Consider the following 26,856-nt stretch of genomic DNA (forward strand, 5'->3'; position numbering starts at 1 on the left):
GCGCCATCGACGAGAGCCATGACAGCCGTCAAGCCGAATCACACCCCCGCACCCGTCGTCGTCGACCTCAGCGTCGCCGCCCTGCGCGCACGCCTGCACGACGCCCTGTCGGTCTATGTCGCCGCCATGGATTACCCCCGCGGCACCGAACACCATCGCGCCCCGATGTGGACCGAACACACCACACGGGCGGGCTGGCGGGCGGTCGCCGCGGTGCTGCCCGACGATTCGGGCGGCGTCGACCTGCGCACCGCGCCCATCCTTGCCATCGCCTACGGCTACAGCGGCGCACCGCGGCAGTGGTGGCATCAGCAGGTGCAGACCGGGATGCGGCGCTGCGGGTGGCCCGATGCCGCCGCCCGCGACCTGCTCGCCGACTATTTCGAACTCACCGAACTGCACGTCCACCCGGCCGCGCAGGGGCGTGGGATCGGGGCGCGGCTGCTCGAGCGATTGCTGGCCGACCGCGCCGAGGCGGCCGTGCTGCTGTCGACGCCGGAGGTCCCGGAGGAGGCGAACCGCGCCTGGAAGCTGTACCGACGAGCCGGATTCACCGATGTGATCCGCAATTTCGTGTTCGCGGGCGATACGCGTCCGTTCGCCATCCTCGGGCGCAGGCTGCCGATGCCTCCCACGCACCCGTGACGACAGTAGTGGTCGGTTCGGGCCACAACGCACTGGTCGCGGCCTGTTATCTGGCGAGAGCCGGGCAGCGGGTAGAGGTGCTCGAGCGCGATGAGGTGCCCGGTGGCGCGGTGTCGACCGTCGAGCGGTTCCCGGGGCATCTCGTCGATCGCGGATCTTCGGCGCACATCATGATCCGGCACACCGGGATCATCGAGGAGCTCGAGCTCGAGCGATTCGGGTTGCGCTATCTCGACTGTGATCCATGGGGGTTCACACCGTCCGACGGTGTACGCGCGCCGATCGTGTTCCACCGTGATCTCGACGAGACGTGCGCGTCGATCGCGGCGGCCTGTGGCGTCAAGGACGCTGACGCATATCGGCGTTTCGTCGGCGTGTGGGGCGAGCGCAGCGCACGGGTGATGCGCTCGTTCGGTGGGCCGCCGACGCCGGGCAGGCTTCTTCGCTCGTTCTGGGGGCTGGACGCGCGGGCCGGTGGGTCGGCGTTGTCGCGGGAGTTCTTGCAGACCGGTGACGCGCTGCTGGACTTCTGGTTCGACGACGAACGGCTCAAGGCCTCGCTCGCATGGTTCGGCGCGCAGTCGGGTCCGCCGATGTCGGAACCGGGGACGGCGTCGATGGCCGGGTTCGCGGCGCTCATGCATACTTTGCCGCCCGGTCGCGCGGTGGGTGGCAGTGGGGCGCTCAGTGCGGCGTTGATCGCGCGCCTTCGTGCCGACGGTGGCGAGCTGCATACCGGTGACGCCGTCACCTCGCTGCGCCGTTCCGGCAGCGGTTGGCAGGTGGCGACCGAGTCGGGCCGGACTCTGCGGGCCGACACGGTGATCGCGGGTTCCCACATCCTGTCGACGCTCGACCTGTTGCGCGCGGGCGATTTCGACGCCGCTGTCCTCGACGATTGGCAGCGCCGCATCCGGGTGGGCCCCGGCATCGGCATGGTGGTGCGGCTGGCCACCGATCGGCTACCCGAATACCCCGGGGCTTCCCCCGCCGAATCCGCCCGTGGTCTGCAGTTTCTCGTCTCGGATCGTCGACAGCTCCGACTGGCCCACGGCGCCGCGCTGGCCGGTTCACTGCCGCCACGTCCGGTGGTGCTCGCGATGAGTTTCAGCGCGCTCGACCCGTCCGTCGCGCCCGCGGGCGAACATCAGCTATCGCTGTGGGCGCAATGGCATCCCTATGAGCTCGCCGACGGCGGCGACTGGGCAGCACACGCCGAGCACGAGGCCGATCGGATCGTCGCCGAGGTCGAACGGTACGCCCCGGGTTTCACCTCGTCGGTGCGTCGACGATTCACGCAGACGCCGGTCGATCTCGAGCGGGAGATGGGTCTGCGCGGCGGCAATGTCATGCACGTGGAGATGTCGCTCGATCAGATGATGATGTGGCGCCCGCTGCCGGAGTTGTCGGGCCAGCGCGTCCCCGGCGCTCCCGGTCTGTATCTGACCGGCGCGTCCACCCACCCCGGCGGCGGAGTGTCCGGAGCCAGCGGGCGCAGCGCGGCCCGATTGGTGCTGGGTGATCGCCGTAAGCGCCGCTTCACCCTGCCGTACAAGCGATGAAAGCGTCGTCGTCGTACCGCCTGAGTCCGTTCGGGTGCACACCGCCGCGAACTCGCGGGGTTCGGGTCGATCCCCGCCGTGCGATTCCCGCGGTCATCGCGCTGGCGCTGGTGCTCGTGCAGATCACCTATCCCCTGAGCGCGGGTGTGGCACGCGATCGGATCACCGTTGCCGTCGTGGCCCTGTCGGCCGCGACGGCCTTGTCGCACGCGGCGACGACTCGCGGATTGCGGTGGGCCTGCGGATTCTTCGTCATCGTGTCCGGACTGGGGCTCATCGCGGAGATCGTCGGCACCGCGACCGGATTCCCTTTCGGCAGCTACGCCTATGCCGTCGATCGGCTCGGGCCGGCGTTCGTCGATGTTCCGCTGGCGGTGCCGTTGGCGTGGACCGGCGGGCTGTACCCGATCTGGATCGTCGCGAGCATGCTGGTGTCCGACGGGCCCCCGGTCGGGTCGAACGTCCGGCGCGTGGGGCTGTTCGCCCTCGGTGCGGTCGGCTGGGATCTGTTCCTCGATCCGCAGATGGTCGCCGACGGCCAGTGGACGTGGGCGGTCACCGACGCCGGTCTCCCCGGTCTGCCCGAGATCCCGTACACGAACTATCTGGGCTGGGCGCTCGTCGCCGGGATCATGGCAGTGCTGCTCACCGTGCTCGATCAGCGCCTCGCGCCGCCGCACGACTCCTCGGTGGCGGTCCCGGTCGCGGTGTTCGGGTGGACCTGGCTCGGCTCGGCCCTCGCGCACGCGGTATTCCTCGGCCTCCCGGCGTCGGCGATCTGGGGTTTCGCCGGTCTCGGCGTGCTCGGATTCCCCTTGTTTCGGCGCGCGCGGCCATGGGCAACGCGCGTTCTGAGCAACCGACCCCGCCGAGACACACCCCGATTCCGGGCGAAAACGCCTGATCGGCACGGGTGAGCGGTGCGCGGTGGGCCCGTCGTGTGGGCTCTGGGGCCTGAGCCTGGCACGATGTCAACCGTGCAGCCGAGTCCCGTCGCCGAGATGCCCGCTCCTTCGCCGCGTCGTTCCGTGCCCGCGCGGCGCGTCGCGGCCGTTGCCGTCCTGCTGGCATTGCTCGTGCCCGCGCTGACCGGGTGCCTGCGGGTGCAGGTGTCGATGGGGGTGTCGTCGAACGACCGCGTGTCGGGGCGGATCGTCGCCGCAGTGGTGCCGACCGGGCCCGAGGACAAGGGACCCCAGCTGAAGGCGCCGGAGTCGTTGGCGGCGAAGGTGCGGGTGGAGAACTACAACCAGGACGGGTACATCGGCACCCAGGTGTTCTTCGACGATCTGTCCTTCGGCGAGGTCGGCCAGCTCGGCGGGCTCTCGGATCAGACGCAGGGCATGTTCACCCTCGACTTCCAGCGCAACGGCGATCTGGTGAGTCTGACCGGGCGGGTCGATCTGGAATCGGTCCCCCCACACGGCTCGGATGTGCAGTTCTCCGTAGCGTTCCCGGCCCGCGTCGCCAAGACCAACGGCACCCGCGAGACCACCGACAGCGAGAACACCGTGTCGTGGAAACTGCCCGCGGGCGAGGTGTCGACCATGCGCGCCGAGGTGAAGTACGCCGACCCCAACACCCGTTCGTTCGCGGGCTGGGCGGGCATCGTCGGCGGCATCACCCTCGCGGTGGCCGCGCTGATCGCGGGTCTGGCGTTCCGTGATCGCAACCCCGGCCCGCCGAACGCGCCGCGCGGCGGCTTCTCCCCCTCCGAGATGTGGCGCGAGATCTCCAGTCGCAGACTGGGCCGTTGACGTGGGCGCGGCGGCCCGCTACCTGACCTGGGCGGGCACGGGTCTGGCCGTGCTCGGCGCGACCACCGCCGCCTACAACCTAGTCACCCTGCGCACCCTGCCACGCGGAGTCGCGGGCGTGATCGAACCGGTCACGGTGTGCGTCCCCGCCCGGGACGAAGCCGCCCGTCTGCCCGCGCTGATCGCCGACCTTCGCGCCCAAACCGGCGTCCCCCGCATGAATGTGCTGATCCTCGACGACGCGTCCACCGACGACACCTACGAAGCCGCACTGGCCGCGATCGCCGCAGACGAGCGCTTCACCGTCCTGCGCTCCGCCGCCCACCCCGCCCCCGGCTGGACCGGCAAAGCCGCAGCCTGCGCGCGCCTCGCCGCCCGCACCGACGCGGCCGCCCTGGTCTTCGTCGACGCCGACGTCCGCCTCGCGCCCCACGCCGTCGCCGCGGCGGTGACCGAATTACGCAGGCGCTGTGCGGGTTTGGTGTCGGCCTGGCCGATCCAGGAAGCAGGTTCGACCACCGAGCGCTTGGTCCAGCCGTTGCTCGCGTGGTCGTGGGCGTCGTCCCTACTGGTCGGCCCGGCCAATCACAGTCTGCGACCGTCCACCGCCGTCGCGTGCGGGCAGTTCCTCGCCGTCGACGCCGGGGCCTACCGCGCGGGCGGCGGTCACGCGGCCGTCGCCGCCAGTGCCACCGAGGATCTCGACCTCGCCCGTGCCGTGCGTCGCGCGGGCCACCGCACCGCGCTGGTGACCGCGGGCCCGGCCGCCAGAACCCGAATGTATACCGGCCGAACCGAGCTCACCGACGGCTACACCCGCTGGCTGTGGTCGGCCTACGGCGGCCGTCTCGACACCGGCGCGGCCATCGCCATCCTCGCCGCCCTTGCCTATTGGATCCCCCCACTGGCAGCGATCTTCGGCCGCGGACGCACCCGTCGAGCAGGTCTGCTCGGCTACCTGGCCGCCGTCACGAGCCGACTCACCGCCCGCACCATCGAAACCCGGCGAGCGCCTACCGGTCCCGACGCGGCCTCGGCCGTTGCCCACCCACTCTCGGTGGCCCACTACCTCAGCCTGTGGACCCGCTCCCACCATCGTCACCGCACCGGCCGCCTGCGCTGGAAACAGCGCCCCCTGGTCACTCCCGACAACCCGATCGCCCAACACGCCTGAGCCGCTTCGAACCCCACCGCCGGCCGGCGAGCGCACTCACGCCACTTCGGTGATCCCGATGGTCGGAAAGAAGAAGCAGGACCGGCCCGCATTGTCGGTGGTGCCGAAGACAGCGGCCAGCACAGTGCCCCGACCGGTATCGACGGGCACAGCACGAACACCGCCGACCGGGATCGCGGCGAAGAGGAAGTCACGAATGGCGGTCTCGGCGAGCGGACGCAACTCGACCGGAACCTCGGGCGGCACCATCGCGCGCACGATGTCGGCGATCGGACCCATCGAGGCCATCCCGCCCCGACCGGTGCTGATATTGAGCCAGGCCACCTGCATACCGGAGGTCTTCGTGGCGGCGGTGTCGGGAGCGAGCCCGTAGGGCAGGAAGGTGAACAGTGTCTGGCCGGATTTCACGGCCGAGAGATCGAGTCCGGGTATCGGGAGGGTGTTCGTCGGCCACGGGCCGGGGACCGCGCCCGCGACGGCCGGGACGAGGCCCGCACCGTCACCGGTGCAGTTCGCGGCGACCGTGGGGTAGAGAAACGGCTGGATACCCATGGCTTTCAGCGTCTCGACGACGGTTTGGTAGGCGCCGAGCAGATCACCCGGCCCCGCCGCGGGAGTGGCGTTCGGTGCGTCCCTGGTGACAACAGGCGTCACCGGCGCGGCCGGTTCGCCGGCGGCCGACGGCACGCCGAGCAGCAGCGCGGCGGCACAGGCCACCAGCGAGGTCAGTGTGGTGGAACGACGCGGCATGATCACGACGTACTCCTCATCGACGCAGAGGAGCCCGACGCTACCGCGTGCGAGGTGTGAATCAGGCCAGGTGAAGTAACCGGCCGTTCGGCGCGTCGCAATCTCGCAGCGACCGCAGCTCGGCGTCCGCCGGCAACTCGCCACCCGATCCGGCGACCACCGCGCAGCGCTCCCACGCCACCCGCCTGGACGACCGATCGTCTCGCCCCCCGATCACGGCCGTCCGCGGGTCACTGACCACGCCGAACCGGGGCAATTATGACTGCGTATACGGCCGACTCCAAGCTCTGCGCTCACGATGATTTCTACCGTTGTGCGCAGTCGCGCATATGCCACATGCTGATTCAGCTCGGGCCACGAACCCGGGGCGCAACCATCCAGAGCGACCGAGAGACCTGGCTCGATGACGTCGCAGCAACCCGCCCGTTTCGGGGTGTGGGTGCTTCTGCCGGGATCGATGGAGGAGATTTTCGTGCTGAACGTGGGCTACCGCCGCCGACATATCGACCAGTGCCGGGTGACAGCGACGGCGTGTCGGGTCTGAGCGCCGCCAGATCGCGAACCCGTCGCTGGCCGGGTGGAGGTCACCGTGCCTCGTTCCACTGTTTTCCGAAGGACTCCCATGACCGCGTCTGCCGTATCCGGCGCCGAGACCGCGCCCTTACCGCCCGGCGACGCTCCCCCCACTGAGCCGGAATCCGCCGACAAGGCGCCCGAGGACATCCCCCGGATCGCCGGATCGTGGCACCCGTGGCGTTGGGTCGTCGGGGCGGTCGCGCTGCTGGTGGTGGCCCAGTTCGCGCACGGTCTGATCACCAATCCGGGCTGGGACTGGGGCACTTTCGCCCAGTACTTCACCGCGAAGTCGGTGATGGCCGCGCTCCGGGTGACCATCGAGCTGACCCTGTGGGGCACCGTTCTCGGTTTCGTGCTCGGCACGCTGCTGGCGATCGGGCGGGTGTCGAACAATCCCGTACTGCGGGTGATCGCGTGGACCTACATCTGGGCGTTCCGTTCGATCCCGCTGATCGTGCAGCTGCTGTTCTGGTTCAACATCGCCTACCTGTATCCCCGCCTGTCGGTGGGCATTCCGTTCGGTCCGGCCTTCTTCGATTTCGAAGTCAACGGCGTCATCAGCGGTTTCACCGCGGCGGTGATCGGCCTGGCCCTGCATCAGGCGGCGTACTCGGCCGAACTGATCCGGGCGGGTCTGCTCGCCGTGGACGACGGTCAGCTCGAAGCTGCCGCCGCGCTGGGCATTCCGCGCTGGCGACAGTTCCGCACGATCGTGTTGCCGCAGGCGATGCGCTCGATCCTGCCGAACGCGGCCAACGAGGTGATCAGCCTGTTCAAGGGCACCTCGATCGTGTCGGTGATGGCGATCGCGGAGCTGTTCTACCAGGTCCAGGTGATCTTCGGCCGCAACGGCCGAGTGGTGCCGCTGCTCATGGTGGCGACCGTCTGGTACATCGTGCTCACCACGGCTCTGTCGATCGTCCAGTACTACATCGAACGCCACTACGCCAAGGGCGCACACCGTGAGGTGCCGCCGACACCGTGGCAGCGGGTCCGCGCCAAGGTCACCGAGATCGCCGCCGGTGCGGCCGCACCCCGAGGAGCAACCCGATGACCGCAGCGGTGCTGGCACGCGGAATCCGCAAGTCCTACAACGGCACCGAGGTACTGCGCGGCGTGGATCTGGCGGTGGACACCGGCGAGGTGGTCGCCGTGATCGGACCGTCCGGCTCGGGCAAGTCGACCCTGCTCCGGGTGCTCAACCATCTGGAAGCGCAGGACGCGGGCACGGTGCACGTCGACGGTGAGCTGATCGGCTACCGGCAACGGGGCAACATCCTGCGTTCGCTGCCCGACCACGCGGTGCGCGCCCAGCGCAGCCACATCGGCTTCGTGTTCCAGCAGTTCAACCTGTTCCCGCATCTCACCGTGCTCGACAATGTGGTGCTCGCCCCGATCTCGGCGCAGCGCCGCCCGCGCAGCGAGGTGGTCGCCGAGGCGAAACAGCTCCTGGATCGGGTGGGTCTGGCCGATTTCGTCGACGCCTACCCCCGGCGGCTCTCCGGCGGTCAGCAGCAGCGCGTGGCCATCGCGCGGGCGCTCGCCTTGAAACCACGGCTGATCCTGTTCGACGAGCCCACCTCCGCACTCGACCCGGAACTGGTGGGCGAGGTCCTCGCGGTGATCCGCGATCTCGCGCACAGCGGCACCGCCCTGGTGATCGTCACCCACGAAATCGGTTTCGCCCGTGAGGTCGCCGACACCGTGGTGTTCCTCGACGAAGGACAGATCGTCGAACAGGGCCCGGCGGCCACCGTTCTCGACCAACCGACACATCCACGCACGCAGGCATTCCTGTCGCGCGTGCGCTGATCATCCCCTCCCACGAACAGGTTCGACACTGATGAAGCTCTCCACACTGATCGGCATCGTCGCGGCAGCCACGCTGTTGACGGCCGGCTGCACCGCCGATCCCGAGGCCGCCGACACCGTGCAGGCCGGTGCGGTCACCTACGACCTGTCCCCCGCCCAGGAGAGCAGGGTGCGCGCCGCCAAGGTCGACGCGATCGCCGCCGAGGTGCCCAAGGCCATCCGCGACCGCGGCACGCTGGTGGTGACCGGTCCCGCCGGTTCCGTGCCGCCGCTGCGGTTCTACGCCACCGACGACCGGACCGTCATCGGCTCCGAGGTCGACTTCGCCACCCTGGTGGCCGACATCCTGGGCCTGAAGCTCGACATCCAGGTGGCGGACTGGTCGCAGAACTTCGTGCGCGTGGATTCCGGTGAGGTGGACGCGTTCATCTCGAACGTGACCGTCACCGAGGAGCGCAAGGAGAAGTACGACTTCGCCACCTACCGCACCGACACCGTCGCCCTCGAGGTCCCGAAGGACAGCCCGCTGACCTACACCGACCGCAAGAGCCTGGCGGGCAAGCGGATCGGGATCGGCGCGGGCACCAACCAGGAACAGCTGCTGGTGAGCTGGAACGAGAAGAACGTCGCCGAGGGTCTGCCCCCGGTCGACATCGCCTACTACCAGCAGAGCACCGACTACTACCTGGCGCTGGCTTCCAAGCGCATCGACGGCTACATCGGCCCGAACCCCGCGGCCGTGTACCACTCCGCCACCAGCGACGGCAAGATCATCGCCACGTTCTCGGGCGCGGGTGAGCAGCTACAGGGCGAGATCGCGGCGCTCACCAAGAAGGACAACGGCCTGATCGGCCCGATCCACAAGGCGCTGCAGCACGCGATCGCCGACGGCAGCTACCAGAAGATCCTCGACCGCTGGGGCCTGGATTCGGAGAAGGTCACCGAGTCGCGGATCAACCCGCCCGGTCTGCCGAAGAAGCCCGCCGCATGAGGACATTCGACGAGCGGGGAGTCGGCGCATGAAATTCCTGCTGATGACGCTGATCACCCGGGTACCCGATCCGGTCACCGGCGTGGTGCCGTCGACCCGCGATCGCCTGCACGAGGTGATCGAACAGGCCAGGCGCGCCGAGGAATTCGGCTATGACGGCTTCGCTGTCGGTGAGCGGCACGAGGATCCGTTCCTGTCGGCCGCTCCCCCGGTGGTGTTGAGCCATATCGCAGCCGTCACCTCCCGGATCAGCCTGTTCACCGCGGTCACCACCTTGAGCCTGCTCGATCCGGTGCGCGCGTTCGAGGACTACTCCACCCTGGACAACCTGTCCGAGGGCAGGCTCGAACTGATCATCGGCAAGGGCAACGGCGCGGCACAGGCGCAGCTCTACCACGTCACCACCGAGGATCAGTGGGCGCGCAATCGTGAAGGGTACGAACTGTTCCGGAAGCTGTGGGACAGCGACGAAGTGACGTGGTCGGGACAGTTCCGGCCCTCGCTCACCGCCGCCAAGGCCCTGCCGCGACCGCTACAGCCGCGATTGCGGATCTGGCACGGCAGCGCGACGAGCAAGGAATCGGTGGAACTGGCCGCCCGCCACGGCGACCCGGTGTTCTCGGCGAACGTCACCAACCCGATCGAGCCGTACGCCGAACTGATCCGCCACTACCGCGAGCAGTGGGCGCACCACGGTCACGACCCGGCCGATGCGCTGGTCGGCGCGGGCACCGCGGGTTTCCACGTCGCGCGCACCTCGCAGGAGGCCGTCGAGGTGTTCCGGCCGCTCTACGAGGCCCGCACCTCCTTGCAGCGCAAGATCGGCAATCCGGTCGTGTTCGAGACCATCGAGGACTTCGTCGCCCGCTCCTCGGCCTTGATCGGCAGCCCGGAGCAGGTGATCGACAAGGTCGGCCGCTATCACGAGCAGTTCGGGCACGAGGTCATCCACCTGTCCGCCGAACGTGACGGCCGCACCGACAACCACTACCTGGACAGCCTCGAACTGTTCCAGGCCGAGGTGGCGCCCGAACTGCGCCGCCGCATCCCCAGCCGTCCCCTGGCCACCGGCCGTGAATTCTCTGGAGTCATCTCGTGATCCGACATCGTCTTGCTGCCCTCGCGGGCGTACTCGCCGCCGCTACCACGGTGGTCGCGTGCGGCAGCGATACCGGCGGCTCCGGTGGGCAGGCCGGCCCGCCGCAGCCCGGCGGTACCTTGCGCTACGGGCTTTCCGGTGCGCCGACCTGCTCGGATCCGGCGCAGTCGGGCACCAACCAGACCATCTATGTGGCCCGCCAGATCGTCGACTCGCTGACCGATCAGGACCCGAAGACCGGTGCGATCACCCCCTGGCTGGCCAAGAGCTGGGAGGTCAGCCCCGACGCCAAGGTCTTCACCTTCAAGCTCGCCGACGGGGTCACTTTCAGCGACGGCACCGCGCTCACCGCCGACTCGGTGCGCGATACCTTCGACGCGGTGGTCAAGCTCGGTGCCGCCAAGGCCCAGCTGGGAGCGAGCTACCTGACCGGCTACGTCGGCACGACGGCGGTCGACAAGCTCACCGCCCGTGTCGAATTCAGCGCGCCGAACGCCCAGTTCTTGCAGGCGTCCTCGACCGCCCAGCTCGGCATCCTGGCGCAGTCCACCAACGCCAAACCGGCCGAGGCCAGGTGCGCGGGAGACAACATCGGCAGCGGGCCGTTCACCTACGCCTCCTACAAGCAGGACACGTCGGTGACCCTGGTCAAGCGGGCCGGATACAGCTGGGGCTCTGCCGCGTTCGGCCACCAGGGCGAGGCCTACCTGGATCGGATCGAGTTCACCGTCGTACCCGAATCGGGTGTGCGCACCGGCAGCCTGGCCTCCGGCCAGCTGGACGCGGTCAGCGACGCACTGCCCCAGGACGCTCCGCAGATCGAGGCTGTCGGCGGGCGGATCCTGTCCACCTCCAACCCCGGCACACCGTTCGGCCTGCAGCTCAACGTGACTCGTGGCCCGCTGCGTGATCCGGCGGTCCGGCAGGCGCTGCTCCCCGCCATCGACCGCAAGCAGCTCGTCGAGACCGTGCTCGGTCCGCAGTTCAAGTCGGCGACCTCGAGCCTGGCGTCGGCGACCCCGGCGTATCTGGATCAGTCGGCACGGCTCGCCTACGACCCGGCCAAGGCGAAGTCGATCCTCGATCAGGCGGGCTGGGTGCTCGGCGCCGACGGCGTGCGGGCCAAGAACGGTGAGCGGCTGAGCTTCGCGGTGACGTTCAGCCAGGTGTTCGCGGGCAACCAGGCGATCCTGGAGCTGGTGCAGCAGCAGCTGCGCCAGATCGGTGTGGATCTGAAGCTCGATCTCGTCTCCACCCCGGAGGCCATCGCCCGACAGAACGCCAAGGACGTCGACGCCGGCTACGGCAACTCCACCCGCGCCGACGGCGACATCCTGCGCACGTCATTCGGCCTGGCCGGTCGCAACATCAACGCACGCGGCCCGATCCCCGAGTTCGACGAGACTCTCGACCGACAGCTCGCCACCAGCGACCCGGCTGCCCGTGCGCAACTGCTCGCGACCGCGCAGCGGCAGGTACTCGACAACGGGCTCTACGTCCCCACGATCGAGTTGTCGCAGGCGATCGGCGCGGCCGCGCAGACACAGGATCTGAAGTTCGAGGCCTCGGCGCGCCTGCAGTTCTTCGACACCTGGTTGAGCGGGCACTGAGATGAGTGGGCTGGTCGGGACTCTGCGGCGCGTCGGCGCGGGTAGCGCTGTTCGGCGCGCCGGCAGCCGGACAGACGTCGGACGGTACGTGGGTTCTCGGGTACTGCAGGCGATCTGGGTGCTGTGGGCGGCGTTCACGATCTCGTTCGTGGTGCTGTATCTGCTGCCCGCGGATCCGGTGTCGATGGCGGCCGACAGTGCGGGCACCGGCGCGCCGGTAGACCAGGTGGCGATCGCGGAGTTGCAAGCTCGCTACGGGTTGGACAAGCCGTTGTGGGAGCAATACGTGACCGCGCTCGGCAATGCCGTCACCGGCGATCTGGGACGCTCCATCAACACGGGTCAACCGGTCACCGAAGCCCTCGGCGACGTCATCCCGGCCACGCTCGGACTAGCCGCTCTCGCACTGCTTTTCGCGGTCATCGGCGGAACGATCCTCGCTTTCGCCGCCACCTATACGCGGCGCCCGTGGCTACGCAACACCTTGAGCGCGCTACCGCCACTGGGTGTTTCGGTGCCGACGTTCTGGACCGGGCTACTCCTGTTGCAGCTGTTCTCGTTTCGACTGCACTGGTTCCCTGCCTTCGGGGGGACCGGGCTGCGCGGGACGCTCCTGCCCGCACTGACGCTGGCCTTGCCGATCGGTGCGGTGCTCGCCCAGGTCTTGGCCGCCGGGCTGGAACACACGTGGCGTCAACCGTTCACCGACGTGGCGCTGGCAAAGGGCGCGTCCCGCTGGTGGGTGCAGCGCCGCCACATCGCGCGGCTGGCGAGCGTGCCCGCCTTCACCATCGCCGGTGTGCTGGTCGGCACCATGCTGGCCGGATCGGTGGTGGTGGAGTCGGTGTTCGCCCGCGCGGGCGTCGGGCGGCTCACCCAGACGTCCGTGCTCAACCAGGACATCCCCGTGGTCCAGGGCGTGGTGCTGCTCTCGGCATTGATCTTCGTGGCCGTGAATCTGGCGGTCGACCTGCTGTACCCGCTGCTCGATCCACGCATCACCGGTACTCGACGCCGTCGGTCCGTCGCCGGTACTCCCGCCGAGGCCGTCGCCGTCACAGGCAAGCCCCGCGACCCGGACGAGACCGGCACCGGCACCGGCACCGGCACCGGCACCGAAAGGAGTGAACGTGGTTGACATCCTCGTGCGCCGAACTGCAGTGACCGAACGGCCCGAAACGACAACCGGTCCCGACGTCGCGCGCGTGCACCGAGTCGCCCGAACTGCCCGCTGGGCCCGCACACACCTGGGTCTGGTGGTTTCGGGTGCGGTGCTGGCCGTCGCGGTCGGCTGGGCGGTGGCGCCGTCGCTGTTCGCTTCCGGAGATCCGCTCACCGGCGTGCCCGCGCAGAAGTTCCAGGGGCCGAGCGCCGCACACTGGTTCGGCACCGACAATCTCGGCCGCGACCTCTACACGCGCATGGTGCACGGTGCCGGACTTTCGCTCACCGCCACGCTCACCGCGGTCGGGATCGCACTGGTGGTGGGATCGTTGTTCGGGCTGTTGTCCGGGGCGGCCGGTGGCATCGTCGATACCGCGATCATGCGGGTGGTCGATGTGCTCTTGTCCATCCCCTCGCTGCTGCTCTCGCTCGCCCTCGTCACCGCCCTCGGTTTCGGCACCCGCAATGTGGCTATCGCCGTGGGCATCTCGCTGATCGCGAACTTCGCCAGGGTGATGCGGTCGGAGGTGCTGCGGGTGCGGCACGCGCCCTATGTCGAGGCCGCGCACGCGTCCGGGGTGCGGTGGTACGCGGTCCTCATCCGTCACGTCCTGCCCAATTCCTTCCAGCCCGTACTCGCGTTGGCCGCCGTCGAATTCGGTATGGCGGTGCTGGCCGTGTCGTCGCTCAGCTTCCTGGGCTACGGCACCAAACCGCCTACCCCCGAATGGGGTTCGCTGATCTCGGAGGGGCGCAACTTCCTCGCCTCCGCCTGGTGGCTCACCACACTGCCCGGCCTCGTCATCGTCGCCGTGGTGTTGTCGGCCCAGCGTCTCGGCCGCTTCGCGGGAAGGACCGAAAAACGATGAACGACAAGAAGAACGCAACGCAGCGCTCCGCGACGGACGGGCCCTTGCTCCAGGTGGAGGACCTGCATATCGCGTATCGCACCGGCGCGGGGCCCGTCGCTGCGCTGCGCGGGGTGTCGATCGAGGTGGCGCGCGGAGAGGTCGTCGCTCTCGTCGGCGAGTCGGGGTCGGGGAAGTCGACGTTGGCGCATGCGGTGATCGGGCTGCTCGGGGATTCGGCGGAGGTCGTCTCCGGCAAGGTCGAATTCGCTGGTGAGCGGGTCGATCCGGCTGACGAGAAGGCCCTGCGGCGGCTACGCGGGGCGCGGGTGGGGTTCGTGCCGCAGGATCCGGGCCTGTCGCTCAATCCGGTGCTGCGGGTCGGTGATCAGGTGGCCGAGGCGCTGCTGGTGCATCGACTGGCCGACCGGCGCGGGGCGGGCCTGCGAGCGCTCGATCTGCTGGAGGAAGTCGGGCTGGATCAGCCGGAGTTGCGGGCACGGCAGTATCCGCACGAGTTGTCCGGTGGACAGCGGCAGCGGGTGTTGATCGCGATCGCGCTGGCGTGCGGACCGGAGTTGATCATCGCGGACGAGCCGACGAGCGCCCTCGACGCGACGGTGGCACGGCAGGTGCTGGATCGGCTGGCCGAACGGATCGCGGCCCGCGGCACGGCCGTGCTGCTGATCACTCACGATCTGGCCGTTGCCGCCGAACGGGCCGATCGGCTGGTGGTTCTCGAGCAGGGCAAGGTCGTCGAATCCGGCACTACCGCACAGGTGCTGACCCGACCGGCACAGCCGTACACGCAGCGTCTGCTCGCCGCGTCCCCGGCGCTCTCGCCCACCGAATTCCGGCCCCTACGTTCCAGAGCGGAAACACCTTTGCTGTCGGTTCATGCCCTGCACAAGCGATTCCATGCGGGCTCGGGCTCCATCACCGCCGTGGACGAGGTGGAGTTCAGCCTCGATCGCGGGGAAACGCTCGCGCTGGTGGGCGAATCCGGTTCGGGCAAATCGACGACCGCGCGGATCGCCCTGCGGCTCACCGAGGCCGACAGCGGAACGGTCACCTTCGACGGCCACAACCTCAGCAGTGCCCGCCGCAATCGCCTGCGCGCGCTGCGCAAACGGTTCCAGGTGGTGTATCAGAACCCGTACTCCTCGCTGGACCCGCGCTGGGAAGTCGCCGACATCATCGCCGAACCCTTGCGCGCCTATGGCGTCGGTGACCGCGCCGCCCGCACCGCACGCGTGTCCGAGCTCCTCGAACAGGTCGCGCTCCCCGCGGATTTCACCACTCGCAAGCCCGCCGAACTGTCCGGCGGGCAGCGACAGCGGGTGGCGATCGCCCGCGCGCTGGCCCTGCGCCCCGATCTGCTCGTGCTCGACGAACCGGTCTCCGCGCTCGACGCCTCGGTGCAGGCGCAGATCCTCGACCTGCTCGACGGCCTCCAGACCGAGCTCGCCCTCGGCTACCTGTTCATCTCCCACGACCTGGCCGTGGTGCGCCGCATCAGCGACCGGGTCGCGGTGATGCGCCACGGCCGCATCGTCGAAACCGGGCCCACCGCAACCCTGTTCACCGATCCACAGCACGCCTACACCAGGGAGCTGCTCGCGGCGATCCCAAGACCGGGTGTGCGCATCGATCCCCTCGACGGAAAGGACATCACCCGATGAGTGAGCCAGCACTGTTCCTCGGCATCGAAACCGCGGGGACCGGAACCCATCCCGCGTCCTGGCGGCGCGCCGACTCCGGGGCCGAGGACCTGTTCACGGGCGGATACTGGACCGCCGTGGTGTCGTCGGCCGAGCAGCTCGGGTTCGACGCGGTCTTCCTGCCCGACTCGTTCGCCATCCAGGAGGGCGGCGCTGCTGTGACCCGCGGCCGACTCGACGCCGTCGCGATCGCCGCCCGCACCGCGCCACCCACCGGCCGGATCGGCCTGATCCCCCAGGCATCGGTCACCCACACCGAACCGTTCCACGTGTCGAAGGCGGTGAGCGCATTGGACTTCGCGAGCCGAGGGCGCGCCGGCTGGGAGGTGACGGTGTCCACCGACCAGGCCGAGGCGAAGGCGTTCGGCCGCAAAGAGGTTCAGCAACCCGAGTCGCTGTGGCACGAGGCCGACGAAGCGATCGAGGTGGTGACCCGACTGTGGGACAGCTGGGAGGACGACGCCGAGATCCGCGAGGTCTCCACCGGCCGGTTCATCGACCGCGACCGCCTGCACTACATCGACTTCGCCGGTGACAACTTCTCGGTGAAGGGCCCGTCGATCACCCCGCGATCCCCCCAGGGACAGCCGCTCGTCACGGTCCGCGCCGATGACCCCGAGTCGACCGAGGTCGCCGTTCGCCGCGCCGACATCATCCGGATCATCGCGCCCGATCTCGCCACCGCGACCGAACGACGCCTGGCCCTGCGCGCTGCCGTCGCCGCCGCGGGCCGCGACCCGGAAACAGTGCGGATTCTGTTGGATCTGCCTGTTCACCTGGCTGATTCGGCCGACGAGGCGCGGGCAGCGGTAGGTGAGCTCGACCGGTGGGCGGCACGGTCCGACGCCGCCACCGAGCAGCCGCCTCTCGAGACCGGTCTGCTCCACCATGTGGGCACAGCCGCCGCGCTCGACGATCTGCTCGGCGAGATCACGCGGTCCGGCGTCGTCGACGGCATAGTCCTGCGACCACTGGCCCTGCGCGCCACGCTGACCGCGCTCACCGCCCACCGCCCTGCTGCCGCACCGCACGACACCGGCGCGCCCCGCACCATGCGCGACCGCCTCGGTCTCCCCCGCCCACTCAGCCGATACGCCACGACAGGAGCAGCGCTGTGACCTCGAAACCGCGCAAGCAAGTCCGCCTTGCCGCGCATTTTCCCGGCGTCAACAACACCACCGTCTGGGCTGATCCGGCGTCGAAGTCGCAGGTCGACTTCGCGTCCTTCGAGCATCTGGCGCGGACCGCCGAACGCGGCCTGTTCGACTTCTTCTTCCTGGCCGAGGGGCTGCGGCTGCGCGAGCATCGCGGGCAGATCCACGACCTGGATGTGGTCGGCAGGCCCGACACGTTCACCGTGCTCAACGCGGTGGCGGCGGTCACCGAGCGGCTGGGGTTGGCGGGCACCATCAACAGCACCTACAACGAACCGTTCGAGGTGGCCAAGCAGTTCGCCTCACTCGATCACCTCTCCGGCGGCCGGGCCGCGTGGAACGTGGTCACCTCCTCGGACGCGTTCACCGGGGAGAACTTCCGGCGCGGGGGCTACCTCGAACACGGTGAGCGGTATCGGCGGGCCGAACAGGTGGTCGCCGCGACCAGGGCGCTGTGGGACAGCTGGCCCGCCGACTCGCTGGTGATCGATCGGGAGCGCGGCGTCTTCGCCCGCGAGGTTCCCGAGACCACGTTCCGCAGTACGCAATTCGACTTCGCGGCGCCGTTCGTCGTGCCGCCGAGTCCGCAGGGACACCCGGTGTTACTGCAGGCGGGCGATTCCGACGAAGGACGCGAGTTCGGCGCGAAGACCGCCGATGCGATCTTCACCGGGCACGGCACCCTCGAGGCGGGCCAGAAGTTCTATGCCGATGTCAAAGGTCGGCTGGCCAAATACGGTCGCGCACACACCGATCTCTTGGTTCTGCCCGCGGCCACGTTCGTCCTGGGCGACACCACCGAGGAGGCGAACGAGCGGGCCCGCGCCATCCGCTACCAGCAGGTGAGCCCGCAGACCGCCATCGCCTTCCTCGAACAGGTCTGGGGCCGTGACCTTTCCGGCTACGACCCCGACGGCCCGCTGCCCGATGTCGAGCCCGACGCCGCCGCCGAGATCACCCGAGGCCGGGTCAGGCACGCGAAAGATCCGCTGGCCGTGGCGACAGCGTGGCGTGAGCAGGCCGAGGCGGGCAACCTCAGCATCCGCGAACTGATCATCGAGGTCACCGCCCGTCAGCAGTTCATCGGCACGCCGGCCCAGGTCGCCGAGCAGATCGACCGCTACGTGCAGTCCGATGCCGCCGACGGTTTCATCCTCGTCCCCCACCTGACGCCCGCCGGACTCGACGAGTTCGTCGACACGGTGGTCCCCGAACTGCAGGAACGCGGCAGTTTCCGCACCGAATACACCGGCACCACGCTGCGCGACCATCTCGGTCTGCGTCACCCCCACCACCACACCGTCGCCGAAGGAGCACGCGCGTCATGACAATCACCGTCGAGAACCCGACCGCCACCACGACATTCGCCGACGACTGGGCGCGCTGGCACCATGCCCGCGAAGACGGCCTGCGCGATCCGCTCGGGTGGCTCAGCCTGGCCGGGCTGCACTGGCTCACCGACAGCCCGGAGCGCCTCGACGGCGTCCCCGGCACCTGGTGGGTCACCGACGAGAAGGTGTTCATCACCGCGCAGCCCGCGGACCGGCTCGATGTCGACGGCGAGCGGATCGGCGGCGTGCAGATCGTGGTCCCCGTGGAGGGCGCGCCGGGGGTGAGCGTGCTCAACGAGTCGAGGGTTCTCGAGGTGATCCGCCGCTCCGGGCAGTACGCGGTGCGGGTGCACGATCCGGCCGCTCCGACGCTGACAGCCTTCACCGGAGTCTCGGCCTATCCGGCCGACCCGCGCTGGGTCGTGACCGGGCGTTTCACCGCGTTCGAGCAGGCGCGCACCATCACCACGGGCGCCGTGGTGGACGGGCTCGAGCATCAGCACAGCGCCGCGGGGATCATCGAATTCACGATCGGCGACAGCCACGAAGCGCTGCTCGCCTTCGGCACCCCCGCCGATCTGAAAGTGCTGTTCACCGACGCCACCAGCGGCGTCACCACCTACCCGGCCGCCCGTTCGCTCGCCGTCGGAGCGGTCGAGGCCGACGGCACCGTCACCCTCGACTTCAACCGGGCGGTGAACTTACCGTGCGCGTTCACCGATTTCGCCACCTGCCCGGTGGCGCCACGCGAGAACCGGCTGCGCGTGGCGATCGAAGCGGGAGAACAGGATCCGAAGCTATGAGCGTTCCGCTGTCGATCCTCGATCTGTCGCCGATCAGCGAAGGGTCGAGTGCCGCACAGGCATTGCGCAATACCGTCGACCTCGCCCGGAACGCCGAGCAGTGGGGATATCACCGATACTGGCTGGCCGAACACCATTTCGTGTCGGTGGCGAGTTCGTCGTCGCTGACGCTGCTCGGCTTGGTCGCCGCGGCCACCTCACGCATCCGGGTCGGGACCGGCGCGGTGCAGGTGGGCCATCACACGTCCGCCTCGATCGTGGAGGCGTTCGGCACCGTCGACGCGCTGTATCCGGGACGACTCGATGTGGGTCTCGGCCGGTCAGGACATCGACGCAGCCAGTTCGGCGCCGAGACCGCGACCACACGGGGCGGACGTCCGGTGCTCGACGCGGTGACCGGACGCACCGAGATCCGCGACGGCGTGGTGGTTCCCCCGCCGTTCGATCCGCGCCGGGTCACCGACCGCACGAAGTTCCTCGCCTCGGCGGAGGCGCTGCAGCAGCCCGGTGCGGAGTCGCTGGACTTCGCGGACCAGGTGGCCGAGGTGCAAGCGCTGATCGAGGGCCGCTACTTCACCCCCAAGGGCGTGGAACTGCACGCGGTTCCGGGTGAGGGCATCGATGCCGAGCTGTGGCTGTTCGGCAGTTCGGCGGGTGAGAGTGCCGAGCTGGCGGGCAAATCGGGGTTGCCGTTCGCGGCGGCTTACCACGTCGCGCCGGGCACCGCGCTGGACGCCGTCGCGGCGTATCGGGCGGCGTTCCGACCATCGGAGCAACTGGCCGAACCGCGCGTCATCGTGTCGGCGGATGTGGTCGTCGCCGCCGATGACGACACCGCAGGTCATCACGCGAGCAGCTACGGGCACTGGGTGCACAGCATCCGCAGCGGAGGCGCCACCGAATACCTCGACCCCGCAACAGCGTCCCCCCTCACCCCGGACCAGCTGCGCCTCGTCGCCGATCGCCTGGCGTCCCAGATCGTCGGCTCGCCCACCACGGTGGTCGAGCGGCTCGACGCCCTCCAAAAGGTCACCGGCGCAGACGAACTGCTGATCACCACCATCACCCACGACCACGCCGACCGCCTCGAATCCCACCGTCTGCTGGCCGAGGCGTGGGGACTGCGAGCCGCCCGCGCCGCCTGACCACGCCGACCGGCCCATCGGACCGATGAGGGCGCCCCGCGATGTCGACTCGACTACGGGGCGCCCTCGTGTTGTCTGTCCATCGCCGTGCGCAATCGCCCGAGCAAACGCTCGAATTCCGCGAGCTGGGCGGGCTCGTATTCGGCCAGGATCGCGTCGTGCTCGGCATTGACCGGGTGGAAGTACTCGTCGGCCAGCTGTCGAGCACTCTCACTACACCGCAAGGTCACGACCCGCCGATCGCTGTGCTCGCGGCTGCGGGTGATGTAGCCGGCCTGCTCCAGCCGGTTCAGCAGGGTCGTCATCGCCCCTGATGTCAGGGTGATCCGCTTGCTCAGCAGCGCGGGAGACAGCGGCTGCGCGGCATGTTCGGCGGCGGCGATCTCCATCAGCGCGAAGGCGTCGGTGGAGTGCACGCCGAGCGTTTCGGCGAATCGGCGGCCCAGTTCGGTGAAGCTCTTGCCGTAGTCGATGAGCCCCGCGGCGAGTCGCTGCCGCCGCATCACGACATCGCCGGATGTCTGCTCCACCATCTCGTCCTCTCGTCGACCGCCCGATTGACAACTTACCGCCCGACATTTACCTTCATCGTAAAGTACCTTTATGACGGAGGTATTGTGCGGACAGAAACCGAGACTCCACCGCTGCGCCTGTGGCTGGGGCTGATCGCCGTCTCGCTCGGCGTCGCGTTGATCGTGGTCGACCTGACGATCGTGAACGTGATCCTCGCGCCGATCGTCGAGGATCTGGCGATCACCTCGATTCAGGCTCAATGGATCCAGGAGTCGTACGCGATCGTCTTCGCGGCGCTACTGCTGGTCGCCGGCCGGCTCAGTGACCTCTACGGCGCGCGCAGGCTGTTCCTGATCGGACTGGTGGTCTTCGGCGCCACCAGCCTGCTCGCCGCGCTCGCACCGAGCGGCGGCCTACTCATCGCGGCCCGTTTCCTGCAGGGCATCGGCGGGGCGATGATCCTGCCGACCTCACTCGCCCTGGTGAACGCGGCCTTCACCGGAAAGGCTCGCGGGCAGGCCTTCGCGATCTGGGGATCCACGATCGGCGCGGCCGCGGCGGTCGGTCCGCTACTCGGCGGCTGGCTCGCCGACTTCTCCTGGCGGTGGGCCTTCGGCATCAATATCCCGGCGGTCGCGCTGATCATGGTGGCCGTGCTGATCTATCTTCCCGCCGCACCGAGGAACGCCGGTCGCGTCGATTGGCTCGGGGCGGCCCAATCCGCGCTCGGTCTGGGCCTGCTCGCCTTCGCCATGATCGAGGGACGGCACTATGGCTGGCTGGTCGTCGCCGAGCCGTTGAGCATCGGCGAATTCGCTTGGCGCAGTGGGCCTTCACCGGTTCTCGTCGCGTTCGTCGGCGCCGCGCTCGCCCTCGGACTCTTCTGGCGGAGGCAGACGATGCTCGGTCGCGCCGATGGGCAGCCACTGGTCGATGTGCGGCTGTTCTCGATCGATTCGTTCCGCCGGGGCAATGTGGTGACGCTGATCGTCGGCGTCGGCGAGTTCGGCATCATCGCGGTGCTGCCACTGTGGATGCAATTCGCCCTCGACTACACCGCACTGCAAGCGGGGCTCGCCCTGATGCCGCTCGCGATCGGCAGTTTCGTCGCCAGTGGCGCGAGCTTCTCGCTGACAGCCTCGGTCTCGGCCCTAGGGCAGGTCAGGATCGGCTTGGCGCTGGAAGCAGCCGGGCTGGCGTTGCTCGGCGTGTTCGCCGCGGCGGACAGCAGTTGGTGGTCGATCGCGCTCGCGCTGTTCATCTACGGCATCGGCGTCGGCTTCGCCACCGCCCAGGTCACCAATATCGTGCTCGCCGACGTGCCGGGTGAGAGCGCGGGTCAGGGCTCGGGAATTCAAAGCGCGGCAAGGGAACTCGGCTCGGCACTGGGCATCGCGGTCCTCACCACCGTGTACTTCAGCACGGTCGGCACCGGCCTGCGCGAGCGACTGGCCGATGATGGTTTGCCCGAATCCGAAGTGCGGCAACTGGAGTCGACCGTCACCGACAGCGCGGGTGCGGCGATCGGAGCTCTCGCCGAGAATCCGCACACACTGCCCGTCGCGGAAGCGAGTCGCGCGGCCATGGCCGCGGGCATCGAGGTGGCGAGCTACCTGTGCGCGGGCCTGCTCGTCCTCGCGTTGGCCACTACCGCCTTCGTCAAACCCGCACGACAGGAGTAGCACCACCGAGCGCGGGGGCCGCGGACTCGTGCCGCGGCCCCCTCGCTCGTCAAGCCCGCGTCCGTCACACCTCCACCTTCTATACGTAGGCGTATATCAGCGGTATTCTCGAGTTATACGCAGCCGTACACATGGAGGTTCCGCAATGCGACTACCCGAATCGGCCCACACCGGCCAGCCCTGGCGCATCCACGAGATCGCCCCCGACTTCGACGTCGAGGACATCTGGCAGTTCCGCACTCCAGGCGGCGGCCCCGACGACTTCCCTGCCCTACTGGCCGCCCTCCAGGCCGAACGCGCCTCCGAGTCCACCGGCGTCAGCGGCCTGCTGTTCAAGATCCGCTGGAAGCTGGGCGAACTGTTCGGCTGGGACCGCGAAGACGCGGGCACCGGCACCCGAGTCACCTCCCTCCGCGACCGCCTCCCCGCCGACCTCCGCGACACCGACGTCCCCGCCGAGGACAGCCCCCTCACCGCCCTCTACGTCCTGGACAACGAATACGCCGCCGAAATCGCCAACGGCACGATGCACGGCATCATGCACCTCGGCTGGGTCCCCGACACCACCGGCTACCACCTACAAATGGCCGTCCTGGTGAAGCCCAACGGCTGGTTCGGCCGCGTCTACATGGCCCTGATCAAGCCCTTCCGCTACGGCATCGTCTACCCCGCGATGACCCGCAGCTGGGAACGAACCTGGAACGACCTCGCCGTCACGCGGTAGTCGACTCGACTTCAGCCGGATGGACAGCTGCTGCTACTTCGCGCAGCACGCGAACCCGTCCCCAGTCGCTGAGCGGCCGAGATCGTAGGGAACGCACTCAGGTGCCGTTCATCACCGCGAGCACATCCGGAGCAGCGAAGAAGCGGGTACGGGCTCGGGTGACTTCGACGAGGATCCCCGCCTCTACTAGCTTTTCGACATTCAAGGTCGCGGAGCGGTGGGTGACATCGAGGGCCTTCATCGCGTTCGCAATGCCGATGATCGGAGACCGGAACAGCTCGTCGACCAGGATCGGCAACAGGCCGGATGAGCGGGCTCGCGCGACCCGCAGCCTGAGTTCGGTACGCAGCGCATCCAGCCGTACGGCGCGGGCGAGGCTGTCCCGGGCCTGCTCCTCGATGACTTCGAGAAAGAAGTCGAACCAGCCGAGCCAGTCGCCATCGGTCGAAACACGCAGCAAACCTTCGTAATACCGGTCCCGTCGTGGCTCGATATAGGACGACAGGTCGAGCAAGGGCCCCGGCAGCAATCCCCACTCGACCAGGAGCATCACCGCGAGCAACCGGCCGATGCGGCCGCTGCCGTCGATGAAGGGATGGATCGCCTCGAACTGATAATGCACTGCGGCGATCGCCAACAGCGGCGGCAGTTCCCCGTCCACATGCAGGAACTTCTCGAAGGCATCCAGCCCCAGCCACAGCGATTCCGGCGGCGGCGGAACGTATTTCGCGGTGTCGATCGTAGAGCCGGGAGGGCCGATCCAGTTCTGACTGTGCCGGAATTCGCCGGGGGTGGCGTAGTCGCCACGAACGCCCGTCATCAGGATCCGATGCGCTTCCCGCAACAGCGACAGACTCAACGGCAAGCGCCGACCCGGATCGAGAACATGATCCATCGCGCTCATGTAGTTGAACACTTCCTGGACGTCACCCCGAGGGTGGGCGGGACGCTCGACCTCATACAACGCCACGTCCGACAACGACGCGACGGTGCCCTCTATCCGGCTCGACAACACAGCTTCGCGACGCACCAGCGCCCGGCCGAACAGCTCGGGACTGGGCAGACCGCGCCCGAGACCGGCCAGCTCGCCGACCGCCCGATCCGCGCTGGACAGTCTGCGGACGAGCTTCGGAGACATCTGGACGATCGGCGGCAGCGGTGGTGGCACGAACGCGCAATATCCATTTTCCGCGCGCACCAGGTTCACCTGCTGCGCCGTGGAGAAGTCCTCGATGAGCATCAGCACAACCCCTCGGATCGGCATTCAGTGATACTTTTCGGCCGAAAAGTATCACTAATGAAGGGTAGTGCTACTTAAGTAACACCGCCAGCCAGTTGTGCTACTTTTCGCGCGAAAAGTAGCACAAGAGCCCAGTGCTACGCGCTGAGCGGGGCGGCGGTTACTCCGTAGCCGAGGTTGGTGAGGACTTCGCTGGTGGCTTTGGCGAAGTTCAGGGTGATGAAGTGGAGGCAGGGGGCGCCTTCGTCGGTGAGGCGTTGGGCCATTTCGGTGGCGATCTGGATGCCTTCGGCGCGGACCGCGGCGCGGTCTTCCTCCGGGCCGGTGCCTGCCGCGCGGGTGAGGCGGGCTACGACGTCGGCGGGGACGGGGCGGCCGCTGAGTTCTTCGGCGCGGGCGACGGTGCGCAGGGAGGTGATGGGCATCAGCTCGGGGATGATCGGCTTGGCGCCCTCGATGGGGTCCATGGCGATCACGCGGTCGCGCAGGCGCAGGTAGTGCTCGACGTCGAAGAACATTTGGGTGATCGAATACTCCGCTCCCGCACGGAGTTTCGCGGCCAAGTGGCGTGTGTCGTGGTCGAGGTCGGGCGAGCGGTGGTGGCCCTGGGGGAACGAGGCGACGCCGACGTGGAAATCGCCGAGGTCGCGCACGATGCGAACCAGTTCCTCGGCGTATTCGACACCGCCGGGGTGCTTGGCCCATTCGCCCAGTGGGTCGCCGGGCGGGTCGCCGCGCAGGACCAGGACGTTGCAGATGCCCGAGTCGGCGTAGGAGCCGATCAGGGAGCGCAGTTCGGCGATGCTGTGGCCGACCGCGGTGAGGTGGGCGACCGGGAGCAGGGTGGTTTCCTGCGCGAGGGCACCGGTGATGCGCACGGTGCGGTCGCGCGTGGAGCCGCCCGCGCCGTAGGTCATCGACACGAAGGCGGGATGCATGCGTTCGAACTCGCGGACCGCACGCCAGAGCCGAGCCTCGCCCGCCGCGTCACGCGGGGGGTTGAACTCCACGGAGAAGGGCACATTACTGCCCGAGTGAGTGCGCAGACTCTGCACCACCGAGGGGGTGTTCGAGACGATCGACGGCCGCTGGGCGGGTCGATCTGGGGTCGAACTTCCCCGTCCATTGTCGAAATCCACCGGCTCAGTCTAGTGGGAAGCGATGACGCTCCGGCACCGACTGGGAATCCGGCCACCGAACACCGAGCATTGTGTCAAGTCCGATGGACGGGCCGCGGCGACAGAACCCACCGAAACGCCGGGTGTGGGCTGCGTCGCAGCGGCGCTGTGCGCCGGGAGCCCGCCGAGCCCGCCCGCGTATCGTTCGACACAACGCTGGTGACCGCACCACCGAGTGCCCAACCGGTCCCGCTGTTCGCCCACTTCGCCCCTGGAGGCCGCCCTGTCCGCCGGAATCGGTACCCCGCTCTCCCGGTCCGCCGCCGACGCTCTGACCTCGGTCGATCTCGTCGCGCTGACACCGGGAACACCGGCCTTCGTCGCCGCTGTCGAACAGGTGCTGACCAGTTTCTTCGCCACCCGGCGGGAGATCGTCGAGCCGCTGGGACCCGTCTTCATCGATGCCGTCGAGGCGCTGGAACAGTTCGTTGTCCGCGGCGGCAAGCGGACGCGGCCCGGGTTCGCGTGGACCGGGTGGCTGGGCGCCGGTGGCGACCCCGCGGGGCCCGACGCCGCCGCGGTACTCACCGCCTGCTCGGCGCTGGAATTGGTACAGGCGTGCGCGCTCGTGCACGACGACATCATCGACTCCTCGCGGACGCGGCGCGGGTTCCCGACCGTGCACATCGACTTCGAGGATCGGCACGAGGCGGCGGGCTGGCCCGGCGACGGCGCCGCCTACGGCTCGGCCGTCGCGATTCTGATCGGCGATCTCGCGCTGGCCTGGGCAGATGATCTGGTCAACGAAGCCGGGTTGAACCCACACGCGCTGGCCCGGTTCGCACCGGTGTGGGCGCGGATGCGGACCGAGGTGCTGGGTGGGCAGCTCCTCGACATCAACGGCGAGGCCGGTGGCGACGAATCGGTCGAGGCCGCCTTGCGGATCAACCGGTACAAGACCGCCGCGTACACGATCGAACGGCCGTTGCACCTGGGTGCGGTGCTCGCGGGCGCCGACGAAGCGCTGGTGGACGCGCTGCGGACCTACGGGACCGACGTGGGAATCGCGTTCCAGCTGCGTGACGACTTACTGGGCGTGTTCGGCGACCCGGTGGTAACCGGGAAGCCGTCGGGCGACGACCTGCGGGAAGGCAAGCGGACCGTGCTGATCGCCGAAGCGCTGCGCCGTGCCGACCAGGCATCCGCGGACCTGATCCGCACGGGCCTCGGCACCGACCTCGACGATGCCGCCGTCGATCAGCTGCGCACGGTGCTCACCGACCTCGGCGCGGTCGACGAGGTGGAGCGGCGGATCGCCGAGCTCACCGAGACCGGGCTCGCCGCGATCGCGACCAGTTCCGCGACGCTGGAAGCCAAGCAGTTGCTCCACGCCATGGCGTCGGCCGCTACTCGCCGCGCAGCCTGATAGGAAAAGTG

Annotated in this window: 24 protein-coding genes and 1 riboswitch; of the genes, 20 read left to right on the top strand and 4 right to left on the bottom strand. The window is 68.8% G+C overall.

Annotation, left to right across the window (positions count from 1 at the left end; all coding sequences use genetic code 11):
* Positions 1–18: 18 nt before the first annotated feature.
* The 5 genes from ASD42_RS14240 to ASD42_RS14260 all read left to right on the top strand — a co-directional run bounded on the left by ASD42_RS14240 (position 19) and on the right by ASD42_RS14260 (position 5,138).
* A complete protein-coding gene (locus tag ASD42_RS14240) occupies positions 19–645 on the top strand; it encodes a GNAT family N-acetyltransferase (protein ID WP_056816480.1) in 627 nt (208 codons plus the stop codon).
* Positions 642–2,207: a phytoene desaturase family protein gene (locus ASD42_RS14245; RefSeq protein WP_056816483.1), complete on the top strand. Its 1,566-nt coding sequence runs from the start codon at positions 642–644 to the stop codon at positions 2,205–2,207. Before ASD42_RS14240 ends, ASD42_RS14245 begins: the two co-directional genes overlap by 4 nt.
* Positions 2,204–3,124, top strand: a complete 921-nt coding sequence (locus ASD42_RS14250) for a carotenoid biosynthesis protein (RefSeq protein ID WP_084787138.1) — start codon at positions 2,204–2,206, stop codon at positions 3,122–3,124. The genes ASD42_RS14245 and ASD42_RS14250 overlap by 4 nt, the downstream gene beginning before the upstream one ends.
* Positions 3,125–3,208: 84 nt before the next feature.
* The gene (locus ASD42_RS14255; protein WP_084465704.1) at positions 3,209–3,964 is read left to right on the top strand and encodes an LppM family (lipo)protein; all 756 of its coding nucleotides are present in this window, start codon (positions 3,209–3,211) and stop codon (positions 3,962–3,964) included.
* Position 3,965: 1 nt separating this feature from the next.
* A complete protein-coding gene (locus tag ASD42_RS14260; RefSeq protein ID WP_056816485.1) occupies positions 3,966–5,138 on the top strand; it encodes a glycosyltransferase in 1,173 nt (390 codons plus the stop codon).
* A 36-nt stretch (positions 5,139–5,174) separates the two neighbouring features.
* Here the strand turns inward: ASD42_RS14260 and ASD42_RS14265 are convergent, their stop codons facing one another.
* Positions 5,175–5,888 (bottom strand): hypothetical protein, encoded by a 714-nt coding sequence (locus ASD42_RS14265; protein WP_056816824.1) that lies wholly within the window; start codon positions 5,886–5,888, stop codon positions 5,175–5,177.
* 370 nt (positions 5,889–6,258) lie between these two features.
* Positions 6,259–6,352: riboswitch (SAM riboswitch) on the top strand.
* 158 nt (positions 6,353–6,510) lie between these two features.
* On the opposite strand from ASD42_RS14265, the gene ASD42_RS14270 reads away from it, so the two are divergent.
* From ASD42_RS14270 to ASD42_RS14325, 12 genes are all read left to right on the top strand, one after another.
* Positions 6,511–7,518: an amino acid ABC transporter permease gene (locus ASD42_RS14270; RefSeq protein ID WP_082844249.1), complete on the top strand. Its 1,008-nt coding sequence runs from the start codon at positions 6,511–6,513 to the stop codon at positions 7,516–7,518.
* Positions 7,515–8,276, top strand: coding sequence for an amino acid ABC transporter ATP-binding protein (locus ASD42_RS14275; RefSeq protein WP_056816489.1), 762 nt, complete (start codon positions 7,515–7,517; stop codon positions 8,274–8,276). Before ASD42_RS14270 ends, ASD42_RS14275 begins: the two co-directional genes overlap by 4 nt.
* A 31-nt stretch (positions 8,277–8,307) precedes the next feature.
* Positions 8,308–9,267: an ABC transporter substrate-binding protein gene (locus ASD42_RS14280; protein ID WP_056816492.1), complete on the top strand. Its 960-nt coding sequence runs from the start codon at positions 8,308–8,310 to the stop codon at positions 9,265–9,267.
* Between the two features lie 28 nt (positions 9,268–9,295).
* Positions 9,296–10,366 carry an LLM class flavin-dependent oxidoreductase gene (locus ASD42_RS14285; RefSeq protein WP_056816496.1) on the top strand — a complete coding sequence of 357 codons (1,071 nt, stop codon included), beginning with the start codon at positions 9,296–9,298 and terminating at the stop codon, positions 10,364–10,366.
* The gene (locus tag ASD42_RS14290) at positions 10,363–11,976 is read left to right on the top strand and encodes an ABC transporter substrate-binding protein (RefSeq protein WP_056816499.1); all 1,614 of its coding nucleotides are present in this window, start codon (positions 10,363–10,365) and stop codon (positions 11,974–11,976) included. The genes ASD42_RS14285 and ASD42_RS14290 overlap by 4 nt, the downstream gene beginning before the upstream one ends.
* An 88-nt stretch (positions 11,977–12,064) precedes the next feature.
* A complete protein-coding gene (locus ASD42_RS14295; protein ID WP_235569515.1) occupies positions 12,065–13,114 on the top strand; it encodes an ABC transporter permease in 1,050 nt (349 codons plus the stop codon).
* Between the two features lie 67 nt (positions 13,115–13,181).
* Positions 13,182–14,009: an ABC transporter permease gene (locus ASD42_RS14300; RefSeq protein ID WP_056816829.1), complete on the top strand. Its 828-nt coding sequence runs from the start codon at positions 13,182–13,184 to the stop codon at positions 14,007–14,009.
* Complete coding sequence (locus ASD42_RS14305) at positions 14,006–15,670, top strand: dipeptide ABC transporter ATP-binding protein (protein WP_056816501.1); 1,665 nt, start codon at positions 14,006–14,008, stop codon at positions 15,668–15,670. The genes ASD42_RS14300 and ASD42_RS14305 overlap by 4 nt, the downstream gene beginning before the upstream one ends.
* On the top strand, positions 15,667–16,827 hold the full coding sequence (locus ASD42_RS14310; protein WP_056816504.1) for an LLM class flavin-dependent oxidoreductase: 1,161 nt from the start codon (positions 15,667–15,669) through the stop codon (positions 16,825–16,827). The genes ASD42_RS14305 and ASD42_RS14310 overlap by 4 nt, the downstream gene beginning before the upstream one ends.
* Positions 16,824–18,191, top strand: a complete 1,368-nt coding sequence (locus ASD42_RS14315) for an NtaA/DmoA family FMN-dependent monooxygenase (protein WP_056816507.1) — start codon at positions 16,824–16,826, stop codon at positions 18,189–18,191. The genes ASD42_RS14310 and ASD42_RS14315 overlap by 4 nt, the downstream gene beginning before the upstream one ends.
* Positions 18,188–18,997 carry a DUF1684 domain-containing protein gene (locus ASD42_RS14320; protein ID WP_056816510.1) on the top strand — a complete coding sequence of 270 codons (810 nt, stop codon included), beginning with the start codon at positions 18,188–18,190 and terminating at the stop codon, positions 18,995–18,997. The genes ASD42_RS14315 and ASD42_RS14320 overlap by 4 nt, the downstream gene beginning before the upstream one ends.
* Positions 18,994–20,142 (top strand): LLM class flavin-dependent oxidoreductase, encoded by a 1,149-nt coding sequence (locus ASD42_RS14325; protein WP_056816513.1) that lies wholly within the window; start codon positions 18,994–18,996, stop codon positions 20,140–20,142. Before ASD42_RS14320 ends, ASD42_RS14325 begins: the two co-directional genes overlap by 4 nt.
* Positions 20,143–20,195: 53 nt before the next feature.
* Here ASD42_RS14325 and ASD42_RS14330 read toward each other — a convergent pair whose 3' ends face one another.
* Positions 20,196–20,672 carry a MarR family winged helix-turn-helix transcriptional regulator gene (locus tag ASD42_RS14330; RefSeq protein ID WP_235569520.1) on the bottom strand — a complete coding sequence of 159 codons (477 nt, stop codon included), beginning with the start codon at positions 20,670–20,672 and terminating at the stop codon, positions 20,196–20,198.
* An 87-nt stretch (positions 20,673–20,759) separates the two neighbouring features.
* Between ASD42_RS14330 and ASD42_RS14335 the strand changes: the two genes are divergently transcribed.
* Together ASD42_RS14335 and ASD42_RS14340 are read left to right on the top strand one after the other, a co-directional pair.
* On the top strand, positions 20,760–22,337 hold the full coding sequence (locus tag ASD42_RS14335) for a DHA2 family efflux MFS transporter permease subunit (RefSeq protein WP_200950458.1): 1,578 nt from the start codon (positions 20,760–20,762) through the stop codon (positions 22,335–22,337).
* 145 nt (positions 22,338–22,482) lie between these two features.
* Positions 22,483–23,061 carry a DUF2867 domain-containing protein gene (locus ASD42_RS14340; RefSeq protein ID WP_056816519.1) on the top strand — a complete coding sequence of 193 codons (579 nt, stop codon included), beginning with the start codon at positions 22,483–22,485 and terminating at the stop codon, positions 23,059–23,061.
* A gap of 97 nt (positions 23,062–23,158) precedes the next feature.
* On the opposite strand, the gene ASD42_RS14345 is transcribed toward ASD42_RS14340, so the two are convergent.
* Together ASD42_RS14345 and ASD42_RS14350 are read right to left on the bottom strand one after the other, a co-directional pair.
* Positions 23,159–24,325: a Fic family protein gene (locus ASD42_RS14345; protein WP_056816523.1), complete on the bottom strand. Its 1,167-nt coding sequence runs from the start codon at positions 24,323–24,325 to the stop codon at positions 23,159–23,161.
* A 113-nt stretch (positions 24,326–24,438) separates the two neighbouring features.
* The gene (locus tag ASD42_RS14350; RefSeq protein ID WP_371852126.1) at positions 24,439–25,440 is read right to left on the bottom strand and encodes a methylenetetrahydrofolate reductase; all 1,002 of its coding nucleotides are present in this window, start codon (positions 25,438–25,440) and stop codon (positions 24,439–24,441) included.
* Positions 25,441–25,690: 250 nt separating this feature from the next.
* Here ASD42_RS14350 and ASD42_RS14355 point away from each other — a divergent pair, with 250 nt between their 5' ends.
* Positions 25,691–26,845, top strand: a complete 1,155-nt coding sequence (locus ASD42_RS14355; RefSeq protein WP_082844255.1) for a polyprenyl synthetase family protein — start codon at positions 25,691–25,693, stop codon at positions 26,843–26,845.
* Positions 26,846–26,856: the final 11 nt, after the last annotated feature.

The sequence above is a fragment of the Nocardia sp. Root136 genome, assembly GCF_001427185.1.
In the GTDB taxonomy this organism is placed as follows: Bacteria; Actinomycetota; Actinomycetes; order Mycobacteriales; family Mycobacteriaceae; genus Nocardia; species Nocardia salmonicida.